25 protein-coding genes and 2 tRNA genes are annotated in these 26,902 nt (G+C 58.5%); 5 read left to right on the forward strand and 22 right to left on the reverse strand.

Going from position 1 to position 26,902, the window contains the following annotated elements:
• Positions 1-3: 3 nt before the first annotated feature.
• The 9 genes from rimP to rlmE form a co-directional block, all read right to left on the reverse strand.
• Positions 4-462 carry a ribosome maturation factor RimP gene (rimP, locus tag AC3WTM_RS01595; RefSeq protein WP_007973115.1) on the reverse strand — a complete coding sequence of 153 codons (459 nt, stop codon included), beginning with the start codon at positions 460-462 and terminating at the stop codon, positions 4-6.
• A gap of 138 nt (positions 463-600) precedes the next feature.
• Positions 601-677: transfer RNA gene (locus tag AC3WTM_RS01600), tRNA-Met, on the reverse strand.
• 97 nt (positions 678-774) lie between these two features.
• Positions 775-860, reverse strand: a tRNA-Leu gene (locus tag AC3WTM_RS01605).
• 22 nt (positions 861-882) lie between these two features.
• Positions 883-1,266 carry a preprotein translocase subunit SecG gene (gene secG / locus AC3WTM_RS01610; protein ID WP_017336473.1) on the reverse strand — a complete coding sequence of 128 codons (384 nt, stop codon included), beginning with the start codon at positions 1,264-1,266 and terminating at the stop codon, positions 883-885.
• Between the two features lie 4 nt (positions 1,267-1,270).
• A complete protein-coding gene (gene tpiA / locus AC3WTM_RS01615; protein WP_102669044.1) occupies positions 1,271-2,026 on the reverse strand; it encodes a triose-phosphate isomerase in 756 nt (251 codons plus the stop codon).
• 66 nt (positions 2,027-2,092) lie between these two features.
• A complete protein-coding gene (glmM, locus tag AC3WTM_RS01620; RefSeq protein WP_102669043.1) occupies positions 2,093-3,430 on the reverse strand; it encodes a phosphoglucosamine mutase in 1,338 nt (445 codons plus the stop codon).
• A 16-nt stretch (positions 3,431-3,446) separates the two neighbouring features.
• Complete coding sequence (folP, locus tag AC3WTM_RS01625) at positions 3,447-4,298, reverse strand: dihydropteroate synthase (RefSeq protein ID WP_102669042.1); 852 nt, start codon at positions 4,296-4,298, stop codon at positions 3,447-3,449.
• Between the two features lie 8 nt (positions 4,299-4,306).
• Entirely contained in the window at positions 4,307-6,217 is a 1,911-nt protein-coding gene (gene ftsH, locus AC3WTM_RS01630; RefSeq protein WP_102669041.1) for an ATP-dependent zinc metalloprotease FtsH, read from the reverse strand.
• A 199-nt stretch (positions 6,218-6,416) separates the two neighbouring features.
• A complete protein-coding gene (gene rlmE, locus AC3WTM_RS01635) occupies positions 6,417-7,049 on the reverse strand; it encodes a 23S rRNA (uridine(2552)-2'-O)-methyltransferase RlmE (protein ID WP_057716479.1) in 633 nt (210 codons plus the stop codon).
• 105 nt (positions 7,050-7,154) lie between these two features.
• On the opposite strand from rlmE, the gene AC3WTM_RS01640 reads away from it, so the two are divergent.
• Entirely contained in the window at positions 7,155-7,463 is a 309-nt protein-coding gene (locus tag AC3WTM_RS01640) for a YhbY family RNA-binding protein (protein ID WP_007942889.1), read from the forward strand.
• A 9-nt stretch (positions 7,464-7,472) separates the two neighbouring features.
• Here AC3WTM_RS01640 and AC3WTM_RS01645 read toward each other — a convergent pair whose 3' ends face one another.
• The 8 genes from AC3WTM_RS01645 to grpE form a co-directional block, all read right to left on the reverse strand.
• On the reverse strand, positions 7,473-7,877 hold the full coding sequence (locus tag AC3WTM_RS01645) for an MFS transporter (protein WP_102669180.1): 405 nt from the start codon (positions 7,875-7,877) through the stop codon (positions 7,473-7,475).
• A 28-nt stretch (positions 7,878-7,905) separates the two neighbouring features.
• On the reverse strand, positions 7,906-8,382 hold the full coding sequence (gene greA, locus AC3WTM_RS01650) for a transcription elongation factor GreA (protein ID WP_102669179.1): 477 nt from the start codon (positions 8,380-8,382) through the stop codon (positions 7,906-7,908).
• Between the two features lie 2 nt (positions 8,383-8,384).
• Positions 8,385-11,606 (reverse strand): carbamoyl-phosphate synthase large subunit, encoded by a 3,222-nt coding sequence (gene carB, locus AC3WTM_RS01655; RefSeq protein ID WP_007988688.1) that lies wholly within the window; start codon positions 11,604-11,606, stop codon positions 8,385-8,387.
• 118 nt (positions 11,607-11,724) lie between these two features.
• On the reverse strand, positions 11,725-12,861 hold the full coding sequence (carA, locus tag AC3WTM_RS01660) for a glutamine-hydrolyzing carbamoyl-phosphate synthase small subunit (RefSeq protein WP_046038697.1): 1,137 nt from the start codon (positions 12,859-12,861) through the stop codon (positions 11,725-11,727).
• A gap of 259 nt (positions 12,862-13,120) precedes the next feature.
• Positions 13,121-13,924: a 4-hydroxy-tetrahydrodipicolinate reductase gene (dapB, locus tag AC3WTM_RS01665; protein ID WP_057716481.1), complete on the reverse strand. Its 804-nt coding sequence runs from the start codon at positions 13,922-13,924 to the stop codon at positions 13,121-13,123.
• A gap of 10 nt (positions 13,925-13,934) precedes the next feature.
• Complete coding sequence (dnaJ, locus tag AC3WTM_RS01670; protein WP_102669040.1) at positions 13,935-15,059, reverse strand: molecular chaperone DnaJ; 1,125 nt, start codon at positions 15,057-15,059, stop codon at positions 13,935-13,937.
• Between the two features lie 453 nt (positions 15,060-15,512).
• Complete coding sequence (gene dnaK, locus AC3WTM_RS01675) at positions 15,513-17,429, reverse strand: molecular chaperone DnaK (RefSeq protein ID WP_102669039.1); 1,917 nt, start codon at positions 17,427-17,429, stop codon at positions 15,513-15,515.
• A 102-nt stretch (positions 17,430-17,531) separates the two neighbouring features.
• Positions 17,532-18,098, reverse strand: a complete 567-nt coding sequence (grpE, locus tag AC3WTM_RS01680; protein ID WP_015093431.1) for a nucleotide exchange factor GrpE — start codon at positions 18,096-18,098, stop codon at positions 17,532-17,534.
• A 240-nt stretch (positions 18,099-18,338) separates the two neighbouring features.
• Here grpE and recN point away from each other — a divergent pair, with 240 nt between their 5' ends.
• Entirely contained in the window at positions 18,339-20,012 is a 1,674-nt protein-coding gene (recN, locus tag AC3WTM_RS01685) for a DNA repair protein RecN (protein ID WP_102669038.1), read from the forward strand.
• A gap of 76 nt (positions 20,013-20,088) precedes the next feature.
• Here the strand turns inward: recN and fur are convergent, their stop codons facing one another.
• Complete coding sequence (gene fur, locus AC3WTM_RS01690) at positions 20,089-20,493, reverse strand: ferric iron uptake transcriptional regulator (protein ID WP_003197684.1); 405 nt, start codon at positions 20,491-20,493, stop codon at positions 20,089-20,091.
• Between the two features lie 97 nt (positions 20,494-20,590).
• Between fur and AC3WTM_RS01695 the strand changes: the two genes are divergently transcribed.
• The gene (locus AC3WTM_RS01695) at positions 20,591-21,118 is read left to right on the forward strand and encodes an outer membrane protein assembly factor BamE (RefSeq protein ID WP_102669037.1); all 528 of its coding nucleotides are present in this window, start codon (positions 20,591-20,593) and stop codon (positions 21,116-21,118) included.
• 61 nt (positions 21,119-21,179) lie between these two features.
• On the opposite strand, the gene AC3WTM_RS01700 is transcribed toward AC3WTM_RS01695, so the two are convergent.
• The 3 genes from AC3WTM_RS01700 to AC3WTM_RS01710 are packed head-to-tail and all read right to left on the reverse strand — an operon-like array spanning position 21,180 to position 23,332.
• Positions 21,180-21,494 (reverse strand): RnfH family protein, encoded by a 315-nt coding sequence (locus AC3WTM_RS01700; protein ID WP_102669036.1) that lies wholly within the window; start codon positions 21,492-21,494, stop codon positions 21,180-21,182.
• The gene (locus AC3WTM_RS01705; RefSeq protein WP_057716487.1) at positions 21,487-21,921 is read right to left on the reverse strand and encodes a type II toxin-antitoxin system RatA family toxin; all 435 of its coding nucleotides are present in this window, start codon (positions 21,919-21,921) and stop codon (positions 21,487-21,489) included. Before AC3WTM_RS01705 ends, AC3WTM_RS01700 begins: the two co-directional genes overlap by 8 nt.
• Positions 21,922-21,928: 7 nt before the next feature.
• The gene (locus AC3WTM_RS01710; protein WP_102669035.1) at positions 21,929-23,332 is read right to left on the reverse strand and encodes a sodium-dependent transporter; all 1,404 of its coding nucleotides are present in this window, start codon (positions 23,330-23,332) and stop codon (positions 21,929-21,931) included.
• Between the two features lie 118 nt (positions 23,333-23,450).
• Here AC3WTM_RS01710 and smpB point away from each other — a divergent pair, with 118 nt between their 5' ends.
• Positions 23,451-23,933, forward strand: coding sequence for an SsrA-binding protein SmpB (gene smpB / locus AC3WTM_RS01715; RefSeq protein WP_008057382.1), 483 nt, complete (start codon positions 23,451-23,453; stop codon positions 23,931-23,933).
• 115 nt (positions 23,934-24,048) lie between these two features.
• Here smpB and AC3WTM_RS01720 read toward each other — a convergent pair whose 3' ends face one another.
• Positions 24,049-24,816, reverse strand: a complete 768-nt coding sequence (locus AC3WTM_RS01720) for a GntR family transcriptional regulator (protein WP_102669034.1) — start codon at positions 24,814-24,816, stop codon at positions 24,049-24,051.
• 261 nt (positions 24,817-25,077) lie between these two features.
• On the opposite strand from AC3WTM_RS01720, the gene AC3WTM_RS01725 reads away from it, so the two are divergent.
• The gene (locus AC3WTM_RS01725) at positions 25,078-26,772 is read left to right on the forward strand and encodes a lactate permease LctP family transporter (RefSeq protein ID WP_102669033.1); all 1,695 of its coding nucleotides are present in this window, start codon (positions 25,078-25,080) and stop codon (positions 26,770-26,772) included.
• Positions 26,773-26,902 lie beyond the last annotated feature (130 nt).

Genomic DNA, 26,902 nt, shown 5'->3' on the forward strand with positions numbered 1-26,902 from the left:
GCCTCAGTCAAAACTGGGAATAATGTTGGCCTTGTCGATCATATCGATCGGCAACAGGAACTCATGGTCTTCTACCTGCACCACGACATCCTGCTCTTCTACGCCGCGCAGAAGGCCCTGAAAGTTGCGTCGACCTTCAAAAGGCGAGCGCAGCTTGATCTTCACTTGTTCACCGGCAAATTTTGCAAACTGCTCAAGAGTGAACAGAGGGCGTTCCATGCCAGGCGAGGAAACTTCAAGGGTGTACTCAACGGAGATTGGATCTTCAACATCCAGCACACCGCTGATCTGACGGCTGACGATGGCGCAATCGTCCACCAGAACGCCGCCTTCTTTATCGATATAAACGCGCAACATCGAGTGACGACCCTGAGCCGAAAACTCGATACCCCAGCATTCATAGCCTAGGGCCACGACCACCGGGGCCAGCAAGGCCTGCAACTCTTCTAGCTTGCTCGACACCTGAACCCCCTAGTGCATGTATGTGCATGCTATGCAAAATAAAAAAATGGGCGAAACGCCCATCCTTGAAACGCCGTCGAACAGCGGCGTTGAAAGTGTCCAGCTAACAAAAAGCCCCTTAAAAGGGGCTCCTTAAACTGGTTGCGGGGGCCGGATTTGAACCGACGACCTTCGGGTTATGAGCCCGACGAGCTACCAGACTGCTCCACCCCGCGACAAAGCTGGGGCGGAAGTATACGACCGATCCCCTACAGGGTCAATGTAACCTTCCACCTGCAAGAAAGCCCGCAACAGCGGGCTCTCCTGACTAATTGGTACCGAGAAGGGGACTCGAACCCCTACACCCTATGGGCACAACCACCTCAAGGTTGCGTGTCTACCAATTCCACCACCTCGGCAATACTACGTTTGAAACCCTTCTTACTTCTGCTCTTGAGCTGGAGGCACGTCAGTCGCTGGAGTAGCCGACTTTTGCTCTTGAAGCACCGGGACATCATCAGAAGCCGGTTGTTGCTTTGGAACTTCCAGTACCGCTGGATTTGGGAGACCTACTTGAGTCAGCTGGTGAGCCTTCTCTTTAGCAAAGTAACCTAACCCCAAGCTGGTTATGAAAAAACCTGCGGCAAGTATAGCAGTAAACTTACTAAGAAAGGTAGAGGAACCTTGGCTTCCGAACACAGTATTTGAAGCACCTGCTCCGAAAGACGCACCAGCATCCGCACCTTTACCCTGCTGCAGCAAAACCAGAGCTACTACGCCCAATGCACCCAGCAGATGAAAAACGACTACGACTGTTTCCAGCATTTTTTCAGTTTCCCGCGGCGCGACAGATCGCACCGAACTCATCTGCATTCAGGGAAGCCCCACCAATGAGGCCCCCATCGATATCCGGCATGCCGAACAGTTCGACCGCATTGGCCGCCTTCACGCTGCCGCCGTATAGAAGCCGCACACCTTGCGCGACCTCAGAATTCTCTACCGCCAACTGGGCACGGATGGCTGCATGCACATCCTGCGCCTGCTGCGGCGTCGCAGTTAGCCCGGTACCAATGGCCCAGACCGGCTCGTAAGCGATCACTGCCTTGGCAAAGGCACCGACACCCAGCTCCTCAATGATACTGCCCAGCTGACGCGAGACAACCTCAAGAGTCTTTCCGGCTTCGCGCTGCTCAAGGGTTTCCCCTATGCACAACACCGGAATCAAGCCACATGCCTGTGCCGCTGCGAACTTGCGGATCAGCATTCCGTCCTGCTCGCCCATGATCTGGCGGCGCTCGGAGTGCCCGACAAGCACCAGGGAACAACCTGCATCCACCAACTGACTCGGTGCAACTTCACCAGTCAACGCACCTTGTCCGGATTCCACCGCAGAATTCTGCGCGCCGACCGAAATCGACTTACCTTCCAGACCATCAACCACTTGGCTGATATGCAACAAAGGCGGGAATACCGCGACATCAACACTGCTCGGCAAGGCCAAGTCACGTAGGCCGTTGATCAGCTCAGCGACGCTGGCGCGGGTACCGTGCATCTTCCAGTTACCAGCTACCATAGGGCGACGCATGCTGTACCTCGTCGGTCAAAGTGGGCGCAGATGTTACCCAACACAATCATGGCTGGCAAGCCGAATTCAGGCAGAAACTTCAGTAACCAGTTTTGCCAGCTCTTCGGCATAGCCACGAACCTGTGCTTCGTCTTCGCCCTCGACCATCACACGCACCAGCGGCTCGGTCCCAGACTTGCGCAACAGCACACGCCCGCGACCTGCCATGGCCTTGGTCACACGCTCGCTGGCTTCCTTGACCGACGGATGATCGAGAGGGCTTGCGCCGCCGCCGAAACGCACATTGATCAGCACCTGAGGACACTTGCGCAGCGCCTGCCGCGATTGCGCCAGACCTTCGTCACGCCTGCCCAGCGCCATCAACACCTGGAGCGCCGCAATAATTGCATCGCCCGTGGTGGTGTGGCTGAAGCACACGATGTGCCCGGAGTTTTCACCACCCACGATCCAGTTGCGCTCCAGCAGCTCGGCAATGACATAGCGGTCACCGACGTTGGCGCGCACCAATGGAATGCCCAGATCCGCCAAGGCCAACTCCAGCCCCAGGTTACTCATCAGGGTTCCGACCACGCCGCCCTGCAGCTTGTCGCGTTCATGCAGGTCACGGGCAATGATGAACAGCAATTCGTCGCCGTCCACCACCGCTCCCGTGTGATCAACCATCTGAACACGATCACCGTCACCATCGAAGGCAATGCCCAGATCAGCCTTCTCGGCCACGACGGCAGCCTGCAGCGACCCCATATGGGTCGAACCGCAATTGTCGTTGATGTTCAATCCATTCGGCTGCGCCGACAATACGACGACTTCAGCACCCAACTCGCGGAACACGCTCGGCGCCACTTTGTAAGTCGCACCGTGAGCGCAATCGATCACGATTTTCAGGCCGGTGAAGCTGGTACCGGTCGGCACGCTGCTCTTGCAGAATTCGATATAGCGCCCTGACGCGTCGTTGATTCGAGACACCTTGCCGATCTTGCTCGACTCCACCACAGTCATTGGCGTATCGAGCAACTCTTCGATCATCAGTTCGACTTCATCCGGCAGCTTGGTGCCCTTGCCGGAGAAGAACTTGATGCCATTGTCATCATGCGGATTATGTGACGCACTGATGACGATGCCTGCCTCGGCATGGAAAGTGCGCGTCAGGTAGGCGATTGCCGGAGTCGGCATCGGCCCCAGCAGCATCACATCGGCACCTGCCGACGTCAGCCCCGCTTCAAGCGCCGACTCAAACATGTAGCCGGAGATTCGGGTGTCCTTGCCTACCAATACCTTGCAGGCGCCCATCTTGCGAAAAGCCATGCCTGCAGCCCAGCCGAGCTTGAGCATGAAATCAGGAGTAATCGGGTACTCACCGACGCGCCCACGAATACCATCGGTGCCAAAATATTTTTTGCTCATAAGTGCTCCTTCATTCTTATTCGGCTGATTCCACTGCTGTGATCATCCGCACCACATCCACTGTTTCGGCTACATCATGGACGCGCAATATACGCGCACCTTTCGCCAAAGCCAGCGCCGCGAGCGCCAAACCACCATACAGCCGGTCTCCCACCGGACGATTCAATGCCTGACCAATCATGCTCTTACGCGAAACCCCGACCAACAGGGGCCGCCCCAAGACATGCAGGGCTTCCATATGCTTGAACAAACTCAGATTGTGCTGCAAGGTTTTGGCGAAGCCAAAGCCAGGATCAAGAATGATCCGCTCAGCGGGAATACCCGCCAATGAACACTGATGCATGCGCTCGGCGAGAAACTCGCCGACCTCCCGGGTGACATCCTGATACTGCGGATTGTCCTGCATATCGCCCGGTTCGCCCAGCATGTGCATCAGACAAACCGGCAACCCGGTGACAGCAGCAGCATCCAGGGCACCATCGCGTCGCAACGAACGCACATCGTTGATCAGGCCCGCACCCAGGCGTGCGACTTCTCGCATGACGGCAGGCGTTGAGGTGTCGACCGAGATGATCACATCCAGCTCGCGGTTGATGCGCTCGACGATGGGGGCTACGCGCTCCAGTTCTTCGAGTGGCGACACAACCCTGGCACCAGGGCGAGTGGACTCTCCACCGACGTCGATCAGCGTCGCGCCGGCCGCCACCATGGCTTCGGCGTGGCGCAAGGCAGCGTCGAGCTGGCTGTATTGGCCACCATCGGAGAAAGAATCAGGGGTGACATTGAGAATACCCATGACATGCGTCTGGGCCAAATCAAGAACCCGATTGCCGCAAGGCAACCGGGTCGAGGACTGAACAGAAGTCATTTAGAACCTTATACGTCAGCAGCAGGACCGCCGATCGGTGTTTCCGGACGCCCATCCTGCACCACCGGAGGGGTGCCGGAAGTACCCGTACCACCCGACCAGTCGCGCGGCTCGCGAGGCGTACGACCCGCCATGATGTCGTCGATCTGCTCGGCATCAATCGTTTCATACTTCATCAAGGCATCGGCCATCGCATCGAGCTTGTCACGGTTGTCCGTGAGAATCTGCTTCGCCGTGCCATAGCACTGATCGATGATGCTGCGCACTTCGGAATCGATCAGCTTGGCTGTCTCACCAGAGAAACTTGCACTCTGACCGCCACCGCCGCGACCAAGGAAAACTTCACCCTCTTCTTCGGCGTACATCAACGGGCCGAGTTTTTCCGAAAGACCCCACTTGGTCACCATGTTCCGCGCAATCTGGCTGGCGCGCATGATGTCGTTGGAGGCTCCGGTGGTCACGCCATCGAAGCCCAGGGTCATTTCTTCAGCGATACGACCGCCGTACAGCGAGCAGATCTGACTGATCAACGCACGCTTGGACAGGCTGTAACGATCTTCTTCCGGCAGGAACATGGTCACACCCAGCGCGCGACCGCGCGGGATGATCGACACCTTGTACACCGGATCATGCTCAGGCACGACGCGACCTACAATGGCGTGACCCGCTTCGTGATAAGCCGTGTTCTGCTTTTCTTTCTCGGACATGACCATGGATTTGCGCTCGGCGCCCATCATGATCTTGTCTTTCGCCAGTTCGAATTCTTTCATCTCGACGATGCGCTTGCCGGCACGGGCAGCGAACAATGATGCCTCGTTCACCAGGTTCGCCAGGTCAGCACCGGAGAAGCCTGGAGTACCACGAGCGATCACGGCCGGGGCAACGTCGTCACCCATCGGCACTTTGCGCATGTGAACCTTGAGAATCTGTTCGCGACCACGGATGTCCGGTAGACCAACTACAACCTGACGGTCGAAACGGCCCGGACGCAGCAGCGCAGGGTCCAGAACATCGGGACGGTTGGTCGCGGCAATCACGATGATGCCGTCATTCATCTCAAAGCCGTCCATCTCAACCAACAATTGGTTGAGCGTCTGCTCGCGCTCGTCGTGACCACCACCCATGCCAGCACCACGATGGCGACCGACCGCATCGATTTCGTCGATGAAGATGATGCATGGAGCGTGTTTCTTGGCCTGCTCGAACATGTCGCGAACACGGCTGGCACCCACGCCGACGAACATTTCGACGAAGTCGGAGCCGGAAATAGTGAAGAACGGTACTTTGGCTTCGCCGGCAATAGCCTTGGCGATCAAGGTCTTACCGGTACCCGGAGGACCCACCATCAGCACACCGCGAGGAATGCGGCCACCGAGGCGCTGGAATTTGCCCGGATCGCGCAGGAACTCGACCAGTTCACCGACTTCTTCCTTGGCTTCGTCGCAACCGGCAACGTCAGCCAGGGTTGTCTTCACCTGATCTTCGGAGAGCAGGCGCGCCTTGCTTTTGCCGAAGCTCATCGGCCCGCCCTTGCCACCGGCACCGCCCTGCATCTGCCGCATGAAGAACATGAACACGGCGATGATCACGAGAATCGGGAAGCTGGCAACCAGAAGCTGGGTCCAGATGCTTTGCTGTTCAGGCTGCTTGCCTTCGACCACGACGTGGTTATCCACCAGGTCGCCGATCAGGCCGTTGTCCTGGATCGCCGGGCGAATGGTCTTGAAGCTGTCGCCATCGTTGCGCTTGCCGGTAATCACGTAGCCATCAACCGCTACGCGCTCGACCTTGCCATCCTTGACCTGCTGGATGAAGTCGGAATAGTTGAGGGTCTGCGGCTCGTTAGGGCTGGAGAAGTTGTTCATCACCGTCACCAGGACAGCCGCGATGATCAACCACAGGATCAGATTCTTTGCCATATCGTTCAATTAACTACCCTCTGAAGCAAGCTCCGCTACTGGCGCGCGCTTCGCATGATATTCACCGGCCTAACTTACTACATTACCTACAACTTGGCAGGCGCCGTCTGTAACCCTTTGTGAAACACTTCCTACACAATATTCGCTAATTCTGACAAGGCGTAATACAAAAATCCTATCGCCTTGATCGAAAATTCACTCAACTCTCACTGCGTCCGCGGAAACCACGGCCCAGCAGGTACTGCTCGCGAGAACGGTCGCGCGACGAAGTCGGCTTGCGCATCTGCACCTTTTCGAACTGCTGGCGAACGCTCTTGTGGAACTCGTCGAAACCTTCGCCCTGGAAGATCTTGATCAAAAAATCACCACCGGGCTTGAGCACCCTAGTCGAGAGATCCAGTGCCAGCTCGCACAGGAACATCGCTCGCGGCATGTCCACGGCCGGTAGTCCACTCATATTGGGGGCCATATCGGAAATCACAAGGTCTACTTCCTTATTTCCGACGGCATCGAGGATCTGGGCCAGCACGGCATCCTCGGTAAAGTCGCCCTGAATGAAGGTCACGTCCGGGATGCTGTCCATTTCCAGAATGTCAGAAGCGATCAATGTCCCCTGCCCACCAATCAGACGACTGGTCACCTGAGACCAGCCACCAGGGGCCGCCCCAAGGTCGATTACGCTCATGCCCGGGCGGATCAGACGGTCCTTTTCCTGGATCTCCAGCAGTTTGTAGCTGGCGCGGGAACGATACCCGTCTTTTTGTGCCATTTTGACGAATGGGTCGTTGAAATGTTCTTTCAGCCAGTTAAGGCTTGTCTTGGAACGGGCCACGGGCCACCTCGAAAATAAAACGGGTCGTGATTAACTGGGCGGTCCCGGACTCGCTCGGGTAAACTGGCCGCCGCTTTTTACAAGATCAGACGCAGGGGTCAGATTATGCCGCTCACTCAAGAGCAGAAGAAACAGTACAAATCCATTGGCCACCATCTGAAACCGGTTCTGATTGTGGCAGACAATGGTTTGACTGAAGGTGTGTTAGCCGAACTCGAACGCGCTTTGGCGGATCACGAGCTGATCAAGATCAAGCTCAACATCCTCGATCGCGAATCGCGCCTGGCGTCCATTGCAGAGCTCTGCAAGGTCGGCAAAGCGGATCTGGTCCAGGTCATCGGCAAGATGGCACTGATCTACCGCAAGAACTTCAGCGTCAACAAGCAGCTGTCGAACGTCCATCGCTTCAAGTGATGACAAGGGTCAAGGGTGTGCTTCGCGCACCCTGCCACTCCATCCCGGCATCGGCTGCAACACCAGCACCAGCCCGGTAAAACCCAGAACAAGATAGCTGAACGCCTGCCAACGCACGGCATCCGGCCAGCCGAAACGCACCGCGAAGTACATCGCGCACGCATACAGCGCCATCAACAGTAGTTGCCCGCGAATATCCCGCCATAGACTGACAAGGCCCTCGGCCTCAACCAGCACCAAAACCTGCAATATCACACATGCCGTAGCGAATCCCACTACCAGTGTATTGAGCATGCCTGCGATTTCATCGATCAGCAGCGGTGCCAGGCCAATTCGTCCCAGCACCGGCAAAAGACCGACGTGCAACAACCACAAGCCGCCGACCCACAACATCTGGGTCAGCTGCCAAAGCATGACGCCCGCACGAAACGGGCGCCGGCCTTCAGACGTGGCGAACTTCGACAATCTCGTACTCGATAACGCCGCCAGGCGTCTTGACTGCAACCACATCACCCTCTTCCTTGGCAATCAAGGCGCGGGCAATCGGCGAGCCGACAGAGATCTTGCCGAGCTTGATGTCAGCCTCATCCTCACCAACGATCTGGTAAGTCACGCTTTCATCGGTTTCGACGTTGGCGATTTCGACGGTTGTGCCGAAAATCACCTTGCCGGTGTGAGGAATGGTCGTTACATCGATGATCACCGCGTTCTGCATGCGACCCTCGATATCACGGATCCGCGCCTCGACCATACCTTGCTGCTCACGGGCAGCGTGGTATTCGGCGTTTTCCTTCAAGTCACCCAACTCGCGGGCCGTACCGATGTCCTGGCTAAGCTTCGGACGAACGACCTTGGTCAGGTGAATGTGCTCTTCTTCCAGGGCGCGAGCGCCCTGAACGGTCATTGGGTACTTCGTTATGCTCATGCCTTCAATCCTGCGTGTAGATCCTGCAAGCGGCGCACGGTCTTCTCGGGACCGAACTTCAGCGCTTCACAGATAGCTTCGCCAGCAGCAATGGTAGTGGTGCAGTAAATCTTGTGCTGCAGGGCATTACGACGAATGGAGTACGAATCTGCGATCGACTGACGACCTTCAGTGGTGTTGATGATCAGCGTGACTTCGTCATTCTTGATCATGTCGACCACGTGCGGACGACCTTCGGTCACCTTGTTCACACGGCGCACTTTCAGGCCTGCAGCCTCGATCAGCTTGGCAGTACCGGCAGTGGCAACCACTTCGAAGCCCAAGTTGATCAGATCACGGGCCACGCCCGCAACCAGCGGCTTGTCGTCGTCACGTACGCTGATGAACGCAGTACCGCCGGTCGGCAACACTTCGCTGGCACCCATCTGGGCCTTGGCGAACGCTTCACCGAAGGTGTCGCCCACGCCCATCACTTCACCAGTGGACTTCATCTCCGGGCCGAGGATCGGGTCAACGCCAGGGAATTTGGCGAACGGGAACACCGCCTCTTTCACGCTGTAGAAGTTCGGGATGATTTCCTTGGTGAAACCCAGCTCTTTCAGAGTTTTGCCGGCCATCACGCGTGCCGCGATCATCGCCAGGGAAACACCGATGCACTTGGACACGAACGGTACGGTACGGGAGGCGCGCGGGTTGACTTCAATGACGTAGATGTCTTCGCCTTGCAGCGCCAACTGTACGTTCATCAGGCCGACCACACCCAGCTCCAGGGCCATTTTCTTGACCTGTTCGCGCATTTCGTCCTGGATGTGCGCCGGCAGCGAGTACGGCGGCAGCGAGCACGCAGAGTCACCGGAGTGAACGCCAGCCTGCTCGATGTGCTGCATGATCGCGCCGATTACCACGTCCTTGCCATCGCAGACCGCATCAACGTCCATTTCGATGGCGCAATTGAGGAAGTGGTCCAGCAGCACCGGGCTGTCATTGGACACTTGAACCGCTTCGCGCAGGTAGCGCTTGAGTTCTTCTTCTTCGTAGACGATTTCCATCGCACGACCGCCCAGTACATAGGACGGACGCACCACCAGCGGATAACCGATCTTGGCGGCGGCTCGAATCGCTTCGTCTTCGCTGCGCACGGTGGCGTTTGGCGGCTGACGCAGGTTCAGGCGCTGGACCATCTGCTGGAAGCGCTCACGGTCTTCGGCGCGGTCGATTGCATCCGGGCTGGTGCCGATGATCGGCACGCCAGCAGCTTCCAGGGCACGAGCCAGTTTCAGCGGGGTCTGGCCGCCGTACTGGACGATCACGCCTTTCGGCTTCTCGACGCGGACGATTTCCAGCACGTCTTCCAGGGTCACTGGTTCGAAGTACAGGCGATCGGAGGTGTCGTAGTCGGTGGATACGGTTTCCGGGTTGCAGTTGACCATGATGGTCTCGTACCCGTCATCGCGCAGGGCCAGTGCCGCGTGTACGCAGCAGTAGTCGAACTCGATGCCCTGGCCGATACGGTTCGGACCGCCACCCAGGATCATGATCTTGTCGCGACCCGATGGCGCCGCTTCGCACTCTTCTTCGTACGTCGAGTAGAGGTAAGCAGTATCGGTGGCGAACTCAGCGGCGCAGGTGTCGACGCGCTTGTAGACCGGGAAGATTTCCAGCTTGTGACGATGAGCACGCAGGCTCTTCTCGGTCACGCCCAGCAGTTTGGCCAGGCGCATATCGGAGAAGCCTTTGCGCTTGAGGCGGAACATCAGGTCGCGGTCGATGCTGGTCAGACCCAGGGTCTTGACCTTCTCTTCGTCCTTGATCAGGTCTTCCATCTGCACCAGGAACCAAGGATCGATCATGGTCATGCCGAAGATGTCTTCAACACTCATGCCGGCGCGCATGGCGTCGGCCACGTACCAGATACGCTCGGCGCCCGGCACGGTCAGCTCGCGCTTGAGCACGCTCATGCTTTCCGGGTTGGCCAGATCAACCTTCTCGTCCAGACCGCAAACACCGACTTCCAGGCCGCGCAGGGCTTTCTGCAGGGACTCCTGGAAGGTCCGGCCGATGGCCATGACTTCACCGACCGACTTCATCTGAGTGGTCAGGCGCGCGTCAGCCTTGGAGAACTTCTCGAAGGCAAAGCGTGGCAGCTTGGTGACGACGTAGTCGATGGACGGCTCGAAGGACGCCGGGGTCTTGCCGCCGGTGATGTCGTTCGACAGCTCGTCGAGGGTATAGCCCACAGCCAGCTTGGCCGCGACCTTGGCGATCGGGAAGCCGGTGGCTTTCGAGGCCAGTGCCGAGGAACGGGACACACGCGGGTTCATCTCGATCACGACCATGCGGCCGGTGTTCGGACAGATACCGAACTGAACGTTGGAACCACCGGTTTCCACGCCGATCTCGCGCAGTACCGCCAGGGAGGCGTTACGCAGGATCTGGTATTCCTTGTCAGTCAGGGTCTGTGCAGGTGCCACGGTGATCGAGTCGCCGGTGTGCACGCCCATCGGGTCGAAGTTTTCGATGGAGCAGACGATGATGCAATTGTCCTTCTTATCGCGGACAACCTCCATCTCGTACTCTTTCCAACCGATCAGCGATTCGTCGATCAGCAGTTCCTTGGTCGGCGACAGATCCAGACCACGGGCGCAGATTTCTTCGAACTCTTCACGGTTGTAAGCGATACCGCCACCGGTGCCGCCCATGGTGAAGGACGGACGGATGATGCACGGGAAGCCAAGCTTCTCGAGGACCGCATTGGCCTCTTCCATGCTGTGGGCGATGCCGGAACGCGGGCACGCCAGGCCGATGGACTTCATCGCCTTGTCGAAACGCGAACGGTCTTCAGCCTTGTCGATGGTGTCGGCGTTGGCACCGATCATCTCTACGCCGAACTTCTCCAGAACGCCTTCGCGCTCCAGGTCCAGGGCGCAGTTCAGAGCAGTCTGGCCGCCCATGGTCGGCAGCAGCGCGTCCGGACGCTCTTTTTCGATGATCTTGGCAACAGTCTGCCACTTGATCGGCTCGATGTAGGTGGCGTCAGCCATGGCCGGGTCAGTCATGATGGTGGCCGGGTTGGAGTTCACCAGGATGACGCGGTAACCCTCTTCGCGCAGGGCCTTGCAGGCCTGGGCGCCGGAGTAGTCGAATTCGCAGGCCTGGCCGATAACGATCGGGCCAGCGCCGAGAATCAGGATGCTTTTAATGTCTGTACGTTTTGGCATGGGTTTGTCACTCAAATCCGCAGGTCAGTCGGCAAGCCGTCTTGTTCAATCTCTGAAGCCTTGAGGGGGCCACCGGTATCGGGACCACCCTCAAGCCTTGCTACATCAAGGCGAGCGATCAGCGTCGCTTGGCCATCTCGGTGATGAAGCGATCGAACAATGGCGCTACGTCGTTCGGGCCAGGGCTGGCTTCCGGGTGACCCTGGAAGCTGAAGGCGCTCTTGTCGGTACGCTCGATACCTTGCAGGGTACCGTCGAACAGCGATTTGTGGATCGCGCGAACGTTGGCCGGCAGGGTCGCTTCGTCTACGGCAAAACCGTGGTTCTGGCTGGTGATCATCACCACACCGCTGTCCAGATCCTGGACGGGGTGGTTGGCACCGTGGTGGCCATGACCCATTTTCAAGGTCTTGGCGCCGGAGGCCAGGGCCAGCAGTTGGTGACCGAGGCAGATACCGAAGACCGGAATTTCGGTTTCCAGCACGTCCTTGATCGCCTGGATCGCGTAGTCGCAAGGCTCCGGATCACCAGGGCCGTTGGACAGGAATACGCCGTCCGGCTTCAGCGCCAACACATCGGCAGCAGGTGTTTGCGCAGGCACGACGGTCACGCGGCAACCGCGCTCGACCAGCATGCGCAGGATGTTCACCTTGACGCCGTAGTCGTAGGCAACCACGTGGTACGGCAGCTCGGAAGCTTCGATGGTCGCGTGGCTGTCGGTTTTCAGATCCCAGACAGTCGAGCGCCACTCGTAGCTTTCCTTGGTGCTGACGACTTTCGCCAGGTCCATGCCCTTGAGGCCTGGGAAACCCTGGGCGGCGGCAATGGCGGCGGCTTCGGAAATGTTGTCACCGGCCATGATGCAGCCGTTCTGCGCGCCTTTTTCACGCAGGATGCGCGTCAGGCGGCGGGTGTCGATACCGGCGATGGCCACAACATTGTTGGCCTTCAGGTAGTCGGACAGGGACATCGTGTTACGCCAGTTGCTCGCCACCAGTGGCAGGTCACGGATGACCAGGCCGGCAGACCAGACGCGGTTGGACTCAGCGTCTTCCGGCGTGGTGCCGGTGTTGCCGATGTGCGGGTAAGTCAGGGTAACAATCTGTTGGGCGTAGGAAGGATCGGTAAGGATTTCCTGATAGCCGGTCATTGCGGTGTTGAACACCACCTCACCAACGGTTTGACCGTCGGCTCCAATGGCTTCGCCGCGAAAAATGCTGCCATCAGCAAGGGCGAGTATGGCTGGCTTAGTCAAGAAGACCTCCCGTAAATAAAGCCTGAAAGGGCGATCGCAGGTTGTAAAAAAGCGGAGTGACGTATGGACACGTCACCCCGCTTCTTCACTGAATTATTCTGCGCGCTTTTAGTGGACACACTAAAGCTGTAGCTTACAGAAAAAGGCCTTTTTGGTCTACCGCCAATGAGCCTTAAAGGCTGGAGAATGCGACAGGACGTCGCTTGGCGGAACAAAACCGGGCTCAAACGCTGTGCGCGAGCCCGATTTCGGGTGCATCTTAACGCAGATCGAGCACGTCTTGCATGTCGTAAAGGCCAGGCTCGCGCCCATCCAGCCACAATGCAGCACGCACCGCACCCTTGGCGAACGTCATGCGACTGGATGCCTTGTGGGTGATCTCGACACGCTCGCCGTCGGCGGCGAACAGCACGGTGTGATCACCGACGATGTCGCCAGCGCGCACAGTGGCGAAACCAATGGTCTCGCGATCACGAGCGCCGGTCTGCCCCTCACGACCATACACCGCCACCTTTTTCAGGTCGCGACCCAACGCATCGGCAATCACCTCTCCCATGCGCACGGCAGTGCCGGACGGCGCATCGACTTTATGCCGATGGTGAGCCTCGGTGATTTCGATATCGACATCGTCGCCCAATACGCGAGCAGCCGTGTCGAGCAACTTCAGGCACAGGTTGACCCCGACACTGAAGTTGGCCGCGAAGACAATCGGAATATCCTTGCCCGCTTCAGCCAGCAACTGCTTTTCTTCAACGCTGAAACCGGTGGTACCGATGATCATGGCCTTGCCGTGTTTACGGCAGAACGCCAGGTTCTTCAGGGTCACCGTCGGGTGCGTGAAGTCGATCAGCACGTCGAACTCGTCGACCACCCGATCCAGATCACCGGACAGAGGCACGCCGATACGACCCAGCGCAGCCAACTCACCGGCATCCGCGCCGACCAACGTGCTGTCGGGACGATCCACCGCCGCCGTCAGACCGGCGCCGGGGGTTTGCTGCACGGCCTCAATCAGGGTCTTGCCCATGCGCCCGGCGGCGCCCATCACTGCAATACGTCGCATTCCTGTCTCCTTACAAATCGCCGAAGAAGCGCTTCACGCCTTCGAACCAACCGGTGGTTTTTGGCGAATGGCTGTTGTCATCCGCCAGCGAACTACGGAATTCCTCGAGCATTTCACGCTGGCGACGGCTCAGGTTGACCGGAGTCTCGACCGCCACGCGACACATCAAGTCGCCAGCACCACCACCACGCACTGGCGCGACACCCTTGCCGCGCACACGGAACTGCTTGCCGGTCTGGGTCCCCTCAGGGATCTTCAGCTTGACCCGACCATCAAGGGTCGGAATCTCCAGCTCGCCACCCAGCGCCGCATCGACGAAGCTGATCGGCACTTCGCAGAACAGATGCTTGCCATCACGCTGGAAAATCGAGTGCTCACGCACGTTGATCACCACGTACAGGTCGCCAGTCGGGCCACCCTGGGCGCCCGCCTCGCCTTCGCCGGACAGACGAATGCGATCACCGGTATCGACACCGGCCGGCACTTTCACCGACAGGGTCTTGTACTCTTCGACACGACCTTCGCCGTGGCAGGAATCGCACGGGTCGGAAATGATCTTGCCTTGGCCATGGCAGCGCGGGCAGGTCTGCTGCACCGAGAAGAAACCTTGCTGCATGCGCACCTGGCCGATACCGCCGCAAGTCGGGCAGGCCACCGGCGCAGAACCTTTCTTGGCGCCGGAGCCGTCGCAAGGCTTGCAGTTGACCAGCGTCGGAACGCGGATATTCACGGTCGTACCGCGCACCGCCTCTTCAAGATCCAGCTCCAGGGTGTAGCGCAAATCACTGCCGCGCTGAGCACCGCCACGGGAACCGCCGCGACCGCCACCAAAGAAGTCACTGAAGACATCACCAAAGATGTCGGAGAAGTTCTGACCGCCGAAACCGGCACCGCCGCCACCCATGCTCGGATCGACACCGGCATGGCCGTACTGGTCGTACGCCGCGCGCTTGCTGGAATCGGACAGCACTTCGTAGGCCTCGTTGGCCTCCTTGAACATCTCTTCCGACGCCTTGTCATCGGGATTACGGTCCGGGTGGTGCTTCATCGCCAGGCGACGGTAAGCCTTCTTCAGGTCCGCTTCGCTTGAGCCACGCTCAACACCCAACACTTCGTAATAGTCACGCTTTGCCATAAGTCTTTGCACTCTTGAGGACGTCCGACAAAACCCTCCTGAGTTTGCCGAACTCGTTGAGCCCCAATACAGGCCCGGACCCAACTCACGTCAATTCAACGATCCTGGTCTTTGATTCTTGCGGTACTTGCGGCACGAAAAGCAGGAGCATTTCCGGCCATACCACCAACACGCTGGGGCGGACTGAATGGCTTGTTCGCTAGGCAACTCCGGCGCCTGAGCACCATACCCTGCGTTGCCGCTCCTCCCCATAGCGCGCTATGAGTCGTCGCTGCGCCTTGGTTATGGCGCTCAGTCATCCGAACTTGCTCTAACGAACAAGCCACTCAATCCGCCGTTGTCGCATGCTGTAAAAATTCGCGTATTCCAGATACGCCAACGCGGGAGCAAGCTCCCGCGCGGCGACATCCTACCAGTCACCGCCTAAAGGCAGTCAACCGGCCGACCAACAACTTACTTGTGGTCTTTGACTTCTTCGAACTCGGCGTCGACAACGTCGTCAGCCTTTTCCGCCTTGTCGTCGTGCGGTGCCGCGCCTTCAGCAGGCTGAGCCTGTTCGGCGTACATCTTCTGCGCCACTGGAGCGGAGACTTTCGACAGCTCTTCAACCTTGGCGTCGATAGCAGCCTTGTCGTCGCCTTTAACGGCGGCTTCCAGGGCAACTACGGCAGCTTCGATTGCAGCCTTCTCTTCAGCGGTCACTTTATCGCCGGCGTCGGAGACCATTTTACGAGTCGAGTGAACCAGTGCATCACCCTGGTTACGGGCAGCGGCCAGCTCTTCAAACTTGCGATCTTCCTCGGCGTTAGCCTCGGCATCACGCACCATGCGCTCGATTTCTTCGTCGGACAGACCGGAGTTGGCCTTGATCACGATCGATTGAGTCTTGCCGGTAGCCTTGTCCTTCGCACCTACGTGCAGGATGCCGTTGGCGTCGATGTCGAAGGTCACTTCGATCTGCGGCACACCACGTGGAGCTGGTGGAATGTCGGCCAGGTCGAACTTGCCCAGGGACTTGTTCTGTGCGGCTTGCTTACGCTCGCCTTGCAGAACATGAATGGTCACGGCGCCCTGGTTGTCGTCGGCAGTCGAGAACACTTGCGATTTCTTGGTAGGAATCGTGGTGTTTTTCTCGATCAGCGCAGTCATCACGCCACCCATGGTTTCGATACCCAGGGTCAGCGGGCTGACGTCGAGCAGCAGAACGTCTTTCACGTCACCGGCCAGTACCGCACCCTGGATGGCAGCACCCATGGCAACCGCTTCGTCCGGGTTGACGTCTTTACGAGCTTCTTTACCGAAGAACTCGGTTACCAGCTTCTGAACCAGTGGCATACGGGTCTGACCGCCCACCAGGATCACGTCGTTGATCGCGCCAACATCAATACCGGCATCTTTCATTGCGATGCGGCAAGGTTCGATGGTGCGCTGAACCAGGTCTTCCACCAGCGCTTCGAGCTTGGCACGGGAGATCTTCACGTTCAGGTGCTTAGGACCGGTGGCGTCTGCAGTGATGTACGGCAGGTTCACGTCGGTCGACTGGCTCGAGGACAGTTCGATCTTGGCTTTTTCAGCAGCTTCTTTCAGGCGCTGCATGGCCAGCGGGTCGCCCTTGAGGTTCATGCCGCTTTCTTTCTTGAATTCGTCGACGAGGTAGTCGATCAGACGAATGTCAAAGTCTTCACCGCCCAGGAACGTGTCACCGTTGGTAGCCAGTACTTCGAACTGGTGCTCGCCATCGACTTCAGCGATCTCGATCACGGAAACGTCGAAAGTACCGCCGCCCAGGTCGTAAACGATCACGGTGTGATCGCCCTTGGCCTTGTCCATGCCGTAAGCCAGAGCAGCTGCGGTTGGTTCGTTGATGATTCGTTTTACATCCAGGCCAGCGATGCGGCCGGCGTCTTTGGTCGCCTGACGCTGGCTGTCGTTGAAGTAGGCCGGAACGGTGATCACCGCTTCAGTCACGGTCTCGCCGAGATAATCTTCGGCGGTCTTCTTCATCTTCTTCAGGATTTCAGCCGAGATTTGTGGCGGTGCCATTTTCTGGCCGTTCACTTCAACCCAGGCGTCGCTGTTGTCAGCCTTGACGATCTTGTAAGGGACCATCTGAATGTCTTTCTGCACGACTTCTTCGTCGAAACGACGACCGATCAGACGCTTCACCGCGTACAGGGTGTTGTGCGGATTGGTCACGGCCTGACGCTTGGCCGACTGGCCAACCAGGATTTCGCCATCGTTGGCGTAAGCGATGATCGACGGCGTGGTACGCGCGCCTTCAGCGTTTTCAATAACTTTTGCCTTGCCGTTTTCCAGCACGGAGACGCAGGAGTTGGTAGTCCCCAGGTCGATACCGATAATTTTGCCCATGTTCACTCTCCCGAAACTTTGGATTTGGTTGCCGCAGCAGTGGTGGCTAACTGCGGTAGCACTTAAACGCTTGACTTATAAATGGGGGCCTTGCGGCGGATTTCAAGCCTGCTCGTCAATCGAAGGCGAAACCGGCGCAGGCGCCTTGCTGACCACAACCATCGCCGGGCGCAACAGGCGACCATTGAGCTGATAGCCCTTCTGGAACACCTTCAGAACGCTGTTCGGCTCGACATCGGCGCTTTCCTGCATGGCCATTGCCTGATGCTGAACGGCGTTAAACGGTTCGCCATGCGGATCGATCGCTTCAAGCTGATAACGCTTGAGAGTGTCGTGGAACATTTTCAGGGTCAGCTCGATGCCTTCGCGCATCGGACGGATGCTTTCGTCGTCCGGGCTGGACAGTTCCAGGCCACGCTCCAGACTGTCGACGATCGGCAGCAGATCGCCGGCGAATTTTTCCAGCGCGAACTTGTGAGCCTTCTCTACATCCTGCTCGGCGCGACGGCGGACGTTCTGCAGATCGGCGGCTACACGCAAAGCCTGATCCTGAGCGCCTGCCAGTTGCTCTTCGAGCACTTGTACACGAGCCGCCAGGTCATCACCCGAAGCCTCGGGCGCCTGGTTAGCGTCTGGGTTTTGCGTATCCACTGTCTGTTCGTCAGCCATAGATTTCTCCTTTCAATTTCGTCCGCGAGCTCAACTCGCGCTTCTGCCCAGCTATATGGGGCCGCAAAATCCGGCTTCAAGGGGGGCCGACGATTAACCCTACAAAAAACAACTGCTTTGTCATTCCCGGTCGCGATAAGGCTTTTGTCGATCCGAGCGAATCGAGCTAACGAAGGGCATTGTCAGCCCGAAACAAAACACTGTATAAATAACCAGACCTAACACCTGGGAGCGGCCCATATGCTGGTGCACCTGTCCGTACACAACTACGCCATCGTTGAACATCTCGATCTCGAACTCGATCGCGGGATGAGCGTGATCACCGGAGAAACCGGCGCGGGCAAGTCGATCATGCTCGACGCGCTGGGCCTTACCCTGGGTGATCGTGCCGATAGTGGCGTGGTCCGCCCCGGTGCCGACAAGGCCGATATCCTGGCCACCTTCGATCTGGTCGACATTCCGGAAGCCAGCGCCTGGCTGGCCGAACGCGACCTAGAAAACGACGGCCCGTGCATCCTGCGCCGGGTCATCACATCCGAAGGACGCTCACGCGGCTACATCAACGGCACGCCCTGCCCGCTTGGCGACCTCAAGGCGCTGGGCGAGCTGCTGATCGACATTCACAGCCAGCACGAACACCAATCCCTGCTCAAGACCGATACTCACCGCCGCCTGCTCGATGAATATGCCGGCGCGACCGACCTTGCCCGCCAGGTTCAGCTCGCCGCCCAGCGTTGGCGCCAGACCCGCCAGGAACTGGAGCGACTCTCCAACTCCGGCGATGAGCAACGCGCCCGCCATCAGTTGCTCAGCTATCAACTCGAAGAACTGGAAAACCTTGGTCTTGGCGACAACGAGCTGGAGCAGCTTGAGCAGGAGCACAAGAACCTGACCAACGCAGAGACCTTGCTCGGGATCTGCCGGCAAGTCGTCGAGCAATGCAGTGAAAGTGATTCCGGGAATGTACTGAATGCCCTGACCGCCAGTCTCAACCGCCTGTCGAGCGTGAACAACTCGATCGGCGCGCTGGGCGAAGCCAGCAGCTTGTTGACCAGTGCACAGATCCAGGTTGAAGAGGCCGTGGGTGAACTGAACCGCTTCCTCGACAACTTCGACGCCGATCCGTCGCGCCTTCAATACCTCGAAGAACGCCTCGACGCGATCTACACCCTGGCGCGCAAACACCGCATCCAGCCGACCGAAGTCGCTGAGATGCAGCAGAAACTGCTGGATGAAATCGAAACCCTCAACGCCAATGACGAATCCATCGAGCGGCTGAGCGATGAGCTGTCTTCATACGCTCGCCATTATCAGGAAAAGGCTCGCGAACTGAGCGATCTGCGTCATCAAGCCTCGAGCAGCCTGGCCAGCGCCGTGGAACAGGAGATCCAGCGCCTGGGCATGCCTGGTGGGCGCTTCACCATCGAGTTACGCCCAAACAGTAGCGACGAGCTACTACCTAACGGACTTGAACAGGTTGAACTACTGGTCAGCGCCAACCCTGGCCAACCTTTGAAAGCCTTGGCAAAAGTTGCATCCGGAGGCGAGCTGTCACGGATCAGCCTGGCGATCCAGGTGATCACCGCACAGACATCTCGCGTTCCCACTCTAGTATTCGACGAAGTGGACGTTGGTATCGGTGGTCCGACTGCAGAAATCGTCGGCCAACTGTTGCGTCGCCTCGGCGAGCGCGGGCAGGTACTGACCGTGACCCACTTGCCGCAAGTGGCAGCGCAAGGCCATCAACATCTATTTGTGCATAAAGTTCGCGGCGAAGATGCCACCCGCACGGCCGTTTCCAGATTGAGCAAAAACGACCGCGTCGAAGAAGTCGCACGGATGCTGGGCGGCATCGACCTCACCAAGGAATCCCTGGCGCATGCCAAAAAAATGGTGGTGACCGCAAAAGCTTGAATAAAGGCAGAAAGCACGAAGGCGACCCTGGGGTCGCCTTCGTTCGTTTCGCGAACTGAATGTTCGCGCGACATGCTTACTTTTTCTTGCGCACGTACAGCACCAGATTGTGATCAACCATCTCGAAGCCATACTTGTCGACGATTGCTTTCTGAAGCCGCTCGATTTCTTCGTCGAAGAATTCGATCACTTCGCTGGTCTCGACGTTGACCATATGGTCGTGATGCTTTCCGTCGTCCAGTTCGAAGACCGCATGGCCTCCGTCGAAGTTGTGCCGCACCACAAGGCCAGCTGCCTCGAACTGGGTCAGAACACGGTAAACCGTGGCCAGACCGACGTCCTCACCAGCCTCCATAAGGGCCTTGTAGACATCCTCGGCACTCATGTGGCGCTGCTCGGCGGAATCGAGCATTTGCAGAATTTTGACCCGTGGCAGGGTCACTTTGAGGCCGGCTTTGCGTAGTTCGCTATTTTCAACCATGGTCAGCTTTCTCGCGATGCTGCTTCGCAGCTTCTCTTAATGCGGGTATGATCGGCGTTTACGTTGTCCCAGCCAAGATAGTGGAAGTCGCCCACCGATGCAAAACACCAAGCTCTTGCTAACCAGTTTCACCTTTGTGGGACTGCTCGCACTCGCCGGTTGTTCATTCCCCGGGGTTTACAAAATCGACATCCAGCAGGGCAATGTCGTCACGCAGGACATGATAGACCAGTTACGCCCGGGAATGACCCGTAAGCAAGTACGGTTTATCATGGGCAACCCTCTGCTGACTGACACGTTCCATGCCGATCGCTGGGATTACCTGTACAGCCTGCAACCGGGTGGCGGTGAACGCCAACAGGAACGCATTAGCGTTATCTTCAACCCAAATGATCAGCTTGTCAGCCTCTCCGGCGATTTCATGCCAGGCGTGAGCCGTGACGAAGCCATTCTCGGCAAGGACAGCGGCACGACAGTGGCTGCCCCGGCAGAAAACGTCGAGCAGCCAAAACCGGAAAAACCGGTCAAGCCAGGTTCGTTGCTGGATCAGATCCAGAAGGACGTCGATGGCGTAGAAACCGTTCCGGTCCCGACGCCGGAACCACTGGACACCTCGCCGCAATAATTTGCGACGCAATAAAAAGCCCGGCATGCCCGGGCTTTTTATTGTCTGGTGTTCAAGCCACTCACTGATTCCGCGCTTTGGCCTCGGCAGCTTTCGCCGCGCGCAGTCGGCGCACCTCTTTCGGATCGGCCAGCAACGGGCGGTAAATCTCGATGCGATCCCCGGCCTGGACTACCCGACTCTCCGGGTCAGCGACCACCTTGCCGAAGATCCCCACAGGGCAGTGGGCCAGATCCAGCTCCGGAAATTCTTCAGCCACGGCCGACCTGAGCAAGGCCGCCCGCACGGTCGTTCCGACAGGTACGGCCACTGTCAGCAGCACCTGACGGTCTACGGCTGCGTAGACCACCTCGACTTCAATCATGACCTCAACCATGTATCTGCTTGGCGCGCTGACAGAACGCATCCACCAAAGTGTTGGCCGCCTGATTGAACAGCGGCCCCAAGGTGGCGCGAACCAGCGGCCCGGCGTAATCGAAGGACAGATCAAGGCTGATCTTGCAGGCTTTGTCGGTCAGCGCCTTGAATACCCAGATGCCATGCAATTGGGTGAAAGGGCCCTCTTCGAGGTTCATTTCGATCGACTGCCCCGGAATCAACGTGTTGCGCGTCACGAAATGCTGACTGAGGCCACCCTTCGCCACGCCGACACTCGCCCGCATATGCTCAGGTGAGCTCTCCAGGACTTCGGCGGACGAGCACCACGGCAGAAACTCCGGATAGCGCGCCACGTCGTTGACCAGGTCATACAGCGCTTGCGCCGGGTACGGCAGCAAGGCCGAACGTGAAATGTGTGTCGTCATGTCAGCGTCACTTCCACAGCTGGGCGGCAAACACTACGAGAATGCCGATGGGCGCCACATAGCGCATCAAGAACAAGGACAGGCCAAACAGCGCAGGGTTACGGATCGACAACTCGTCGCGCACCGCCTCACGCCCCATGATCCAGCCCGCAAACACCACGAAACACAAACCGCCAAGCGGCAGCATGAGTCGCGAGGTGAAGAAATCGATCACGCCGAAGAAGTCGAGGCCACCGGCCGCTCCCCATTGGTAGAGGTGGAACATCCCGCCTTCGTTCACGAAGAACTTGGCCTCCTTCCAGATATTGAAGGAGAACACCGTACCCAGGCCAACAAACCAGCAGCTGAACGCCAGCCAAAAGGTGACCCAGGCACGACTCACTTTAGTGCGCTCGACCAGGTAGGCCACCATCGGTTCAAGCAGGGAAATCGCCGAACTCCAGGCAGCGACTGCCACCAGCAAGAAGAACACAACACCCATCAATTGCCCGAACGCTACGTTACCGAAGGCAAACGGCAGACTGACGAACATCAGCCCCGGCCCTTCGCTCGGATTCAGGCCCGCCGCGAAAACAATCGGAAACAACGCCAGGCCGGCCACCAGGGAAACGAAGGTGTCGAGCAGCGCCACGCCGACAACCGTCCCTGAAATCGATGAGTTCTTCGGCATGTACGCACCGTAGATCATGATCGAGCCAACGCCCACGCTCAGGGAAAAGAACGCATGCCCCATCGCGGGCAACAAGCCGTCCATGACCTTTTCCGGGTGGAAGTCGAACATGAAATGCACGCCTTCCATAAAATGACCGGTGGTCATGCTGTAGCCCAGCAGCACGAGGATCATCACGAACAACAACGGCATCATGATGCGCAAACTGCGCTCAAGCCCGGCAACCACGCCCTTGGCGATCACCACCGCTGACAACAGCATGAAAATCGTGTGCCAAAGTGTCAGGCGCCAGGGATCGGCGATCACATTGCCGAAGTAAGCCCCCACCTGATCAGGCGTCGCACCCTGAAAATCGCCACGCCCCATGTCGAGGATGTAGTCCAGCGACCAGCCGCCAACCACACTGTAGAACGACAGGATCAGCAATGCCGTGATCATCCCGGCAAACGCGCCCCAGGACCATTTGGCCGAGTGCCCCGCCTCGACCGCCAGTATCTTCAAGGCATTGGCCGGACTCTGTCGGGCACGCCGGCCGATCAGGGTTTCCGCCAGCATGACCGGCACGCCGATCAATGCGATACAGGCCAGGAACATCAGCACGAAGGCGCCGCCGCCATAGACGCCGACCATGTACGGGAATTTCCAGATACTACCCAGCCCCACGGCCGAACCGGTCGCGGCGAGTATGAAGACCCAGCGGCTAGCCCAACTGCCGTGGACAGAAACCTTGTCTGTCGACATCGTTATCACGCCCAAGCGTTCAAAAAAGAGGCCGCATTGTCCGGGATTCAATCAACCTGCTCAAGCACGTAGCAACACCGTAGCCGACTCGCGTGCAACTCCCTATAATGCCGCCCCTATGGCTAAACAGAAGAAACACCCAACAGGGACCATCGCGCAAAATAAAAAGGCGCGACACGATTACTTCATCGAACATCGTTTCGAGGCTGGTCTGGTCCTGGCCGGCTGGGAAGTAAAAAGTCTGCGGGCAAGCAAGCTGCAGCTGGTTGACAGCTACGTACTGCTCAAGGATGGCGAAGCCTGGCTGCTCGGCAGCCACATTACGCCCCTGACGACCGCCAGTACCCACGTCATTGCCGATCCGGTGCGCACCCGTAAATTGCTGCTCAACCGGCGCGAGCTGGAAAAGCTGGCCGCGGCCGTGCAGCAAAAGGGTTACGCCTGCGTATGCCTGTCCTGGTACTGGAGCAAGCACATGGTCAAGTGCGAGATCGCTCTGGGCAAGGGCAAGAAGGAATACGACAAGCGCGATACCGAGCGCGAACGCGACGCCGGTCGCGAGTTGCAGCGTGCGGTACGCAACAAGGGCAAGGAAGACTGACTCTTTCGCCTTGAGGCCCCTTCGCGGGCAAGCCCGCTTCCACAGGGTTTCGGTGTACCTGTTGGAGCGAGCTTGCCCGCGAAAGCAACCTCACGAATGATATGGAGCCGACTGGCTACATTCCCTTGCGCCGTTCCGCCCGGGCCACGCGCTGCACTTCCTGACGCACCTCCTCCAGTACCTCCTGCACATACAGAATGTGTCGGCTGGAAACTTCCCGCGCCTGCTCCGCCCGCCCCTCGATAATCGCCTGATACAACTCTCGATGCTGCGTGATCAGCATGTCGCGGGTTTCAGTGCGCTGCTTGTACATGCCACCGATATTGGTCACCACGTTGCGCTTGAGCAGGTCGAACAGCCCGCGAATGGTGTGAAGCAGCACAGCATTGTGGCTGGCCTCGGCGATCGCCAGGTGAAAGCTTGCGTCCGCCGCACCCTCTTCGGCACGACTCACCTCTTCGTGACGCGAATAGCAGTCCTGTAATTCGTTGAATGCCGCGGTCAGTCGCTCGCGATCCACATCAGTGGCACGCAACGCCGCGTAGTAGGCACAAGACGCTTCCAGTGTATGCCGAAACTCCAGCAGATCGCGCTGTGCCTCGGGGTTGCTTTCCAGCAGCTGCAACAAGGGATCACTGAAGGTGCTACCCAGCGACTCCACCACATAGTTGCCGCCGCCCTGGCGACTGACCAGCAGCCCCTTGGCGGTCAGCTTCTGAATGGCTTCGCGCAACGATGGGCGTGATACGCCAAATTGTTCGGCCAACGCACGTTCGGCCGGCAAGCGCTCACCCGCTTTCAGCGTGCCCTCGAGGATCATGCCCTCAAGCTGCTCGACAATATCGTCAGACAAACGGCGCTGACGAATCTGATCAAACCCCATAACTCGATTACTCCACGATCCGACGGCTCGCCGGGGCTCTATTCTGGCCTATCAGCGCCGCGTCAGCACCTGCCACAACGCATTTGGTCTTACCAGGCAGACAACCTGCGGGCTTTGCATTCGACAAAAGTTTTAGGGCGGCAAATTGACACACCGCCTACAAGGCTTTTACCCTAGCCAACAGCGATTGTAAATTGGTCTTACCAATTATCCAAGAACGCTGATCAGTGCCTGACCAACAACAATTAGGGGCCACCCCATATGCAAACCTGGCAACAGCTCTATACCCCGCTTGGCAGCCTCGGCTTGTCCGCACTCGCCGCCGTCATCCCCATCGTATTTTTCTTCCTGGCTTTGGCCGTGTTCCGCCTCAAAGGACATGTGGCCGGCAGCATCACCCTGGCCTTGTCGATCCTGGTGGCGATCTTCGCCTTCCAGATGCCGGTCGATATGGCGTTCGCTGCCGCCGGGTATGGCTTCGCCTATGGCCTGTGGCCGATCGCCTGGATCATCGTGGCAGCGGTGTTCCTCTACAAACTGACGGTCAAGAGCGGGCAGTTTGAAGTCATCCGCAGTTCGGTTCTATCGATCACCGATGACCAGCGCCTGCAGGTTCTGCTGATCGGTTTCTGCTTCGGCGCCTTCCTCGAAGGTGCAGCCGGTTTTGGCGCACCCGTGGCGATTACCGCTGCGCTGCTGGTAGGACTTGGCTTCAACCCGCTGTACGCGGCCGGCCTGTGCCTGATCGCCAACACCGCGCCGGTGGCCTTCGGCGCCCTGGGCATTCCGATCATCGTTGCCGGGCAAGTGACCGGTATCGACGCGTTCAAGATCGGCGCCATGACCGGCCGCCAACTGCCACTGCTGTCGCTGTTCGTGCCGTTCTGGCTGGTATTCATGATGGACGGCCTGCGCGGCGTGCGGGAAACGTGGCCGGCAGCGCTGGTGGCCGGCTTGAGCTTTGCCGTCACCCAGTACTTCACCTCGAACTTCATCGGCCCGGAACTGCCGGACATCACCTCGGCTCTGGCCAGCCTGATTTCCCTGACCCTGTTCCTGAAAGTCTGGCAACCAAAACGCGCCGCCGGCCAACACATCGTCGGCGCTGTTTCTGCCTCAGTGGTGGGCGCCAGCGTCGGTGGTTTCGGCCAGAAGCGCACCACCGTGGCTTCGCCCTACAGCCTTGGGGAAATCTTCAAGGCATGGTCGCCGTTCCTGATCCTGACCGTACTGGTCACCATCTGGACCCTGAAGCCGTTCAAGGCGATGTTCGCCGCCGGCGGTTCGATGTACAGCTTCGTATTCAACTTCGCCATCCCGCACCTGGACCAGATGGTGATCAAGGTCGCACCGATCGTAGTCTCGCCAACCGCCCTTCCGGCAGTGTTCAAACTGGACCCGATTTCCGCCACCGGCACGGCGATTTTCTTCTCGGCGCTGATCTCGATGCTGGTGCTAAAGATCAATATCAAAACTGGTCTGACCACTTTTAAAGAGACCTTGTACGAACTGCGCTGGCCGATCCTGTCCATCGGCATGGTGCTGGCGTTTGCCTTCGTCACCAACTACTCGGGCATGTCTTCGACCATGGCCCTGGTGTTGGCAGGCACCGGTGCAGCGTTCCCGTTCTTCTCGCCGTTCCTCGGCTGGCTGGGCGTGTTCCTCACCGGCTCCGATACCTCGTCCAACGCCCTGTTCAGTTCGCTGCAAGCGACCACTGCGCACCAGATCGGCGTCAACGACACCTTGCTGGTGGCGGCGAACACTAGCGGCGGTGTGACCGGCAAGATGATCTCGCCACAATCGATCGCCGTGGCTTGTGCCGCGACCGGCCTGGTGGGCAAAGAATCGGATCTGTTCCGCTTCACCCTCAAGCACAGCCTATTCTTTGCAACGATTGTCGGCTTGATCACGTTGGCCCAGGCCTACTGGTTTACCGGCATGCTGGTGCACTAAGGGCTACAAGCAACACGATAAAAACCGACGCCGGGCCACGCCCCCGGCGTCCGCTATTCACACCCCGGTCTGTAAGGCTGCTGAAAGCTACCCGTTCTATATTCAGCAGCCTCAACAGACGAATAACCGG

It is taken from the genome of Pseudomonas sp. EU05-FHT14B02 (genome assembly GCF_058791055.1).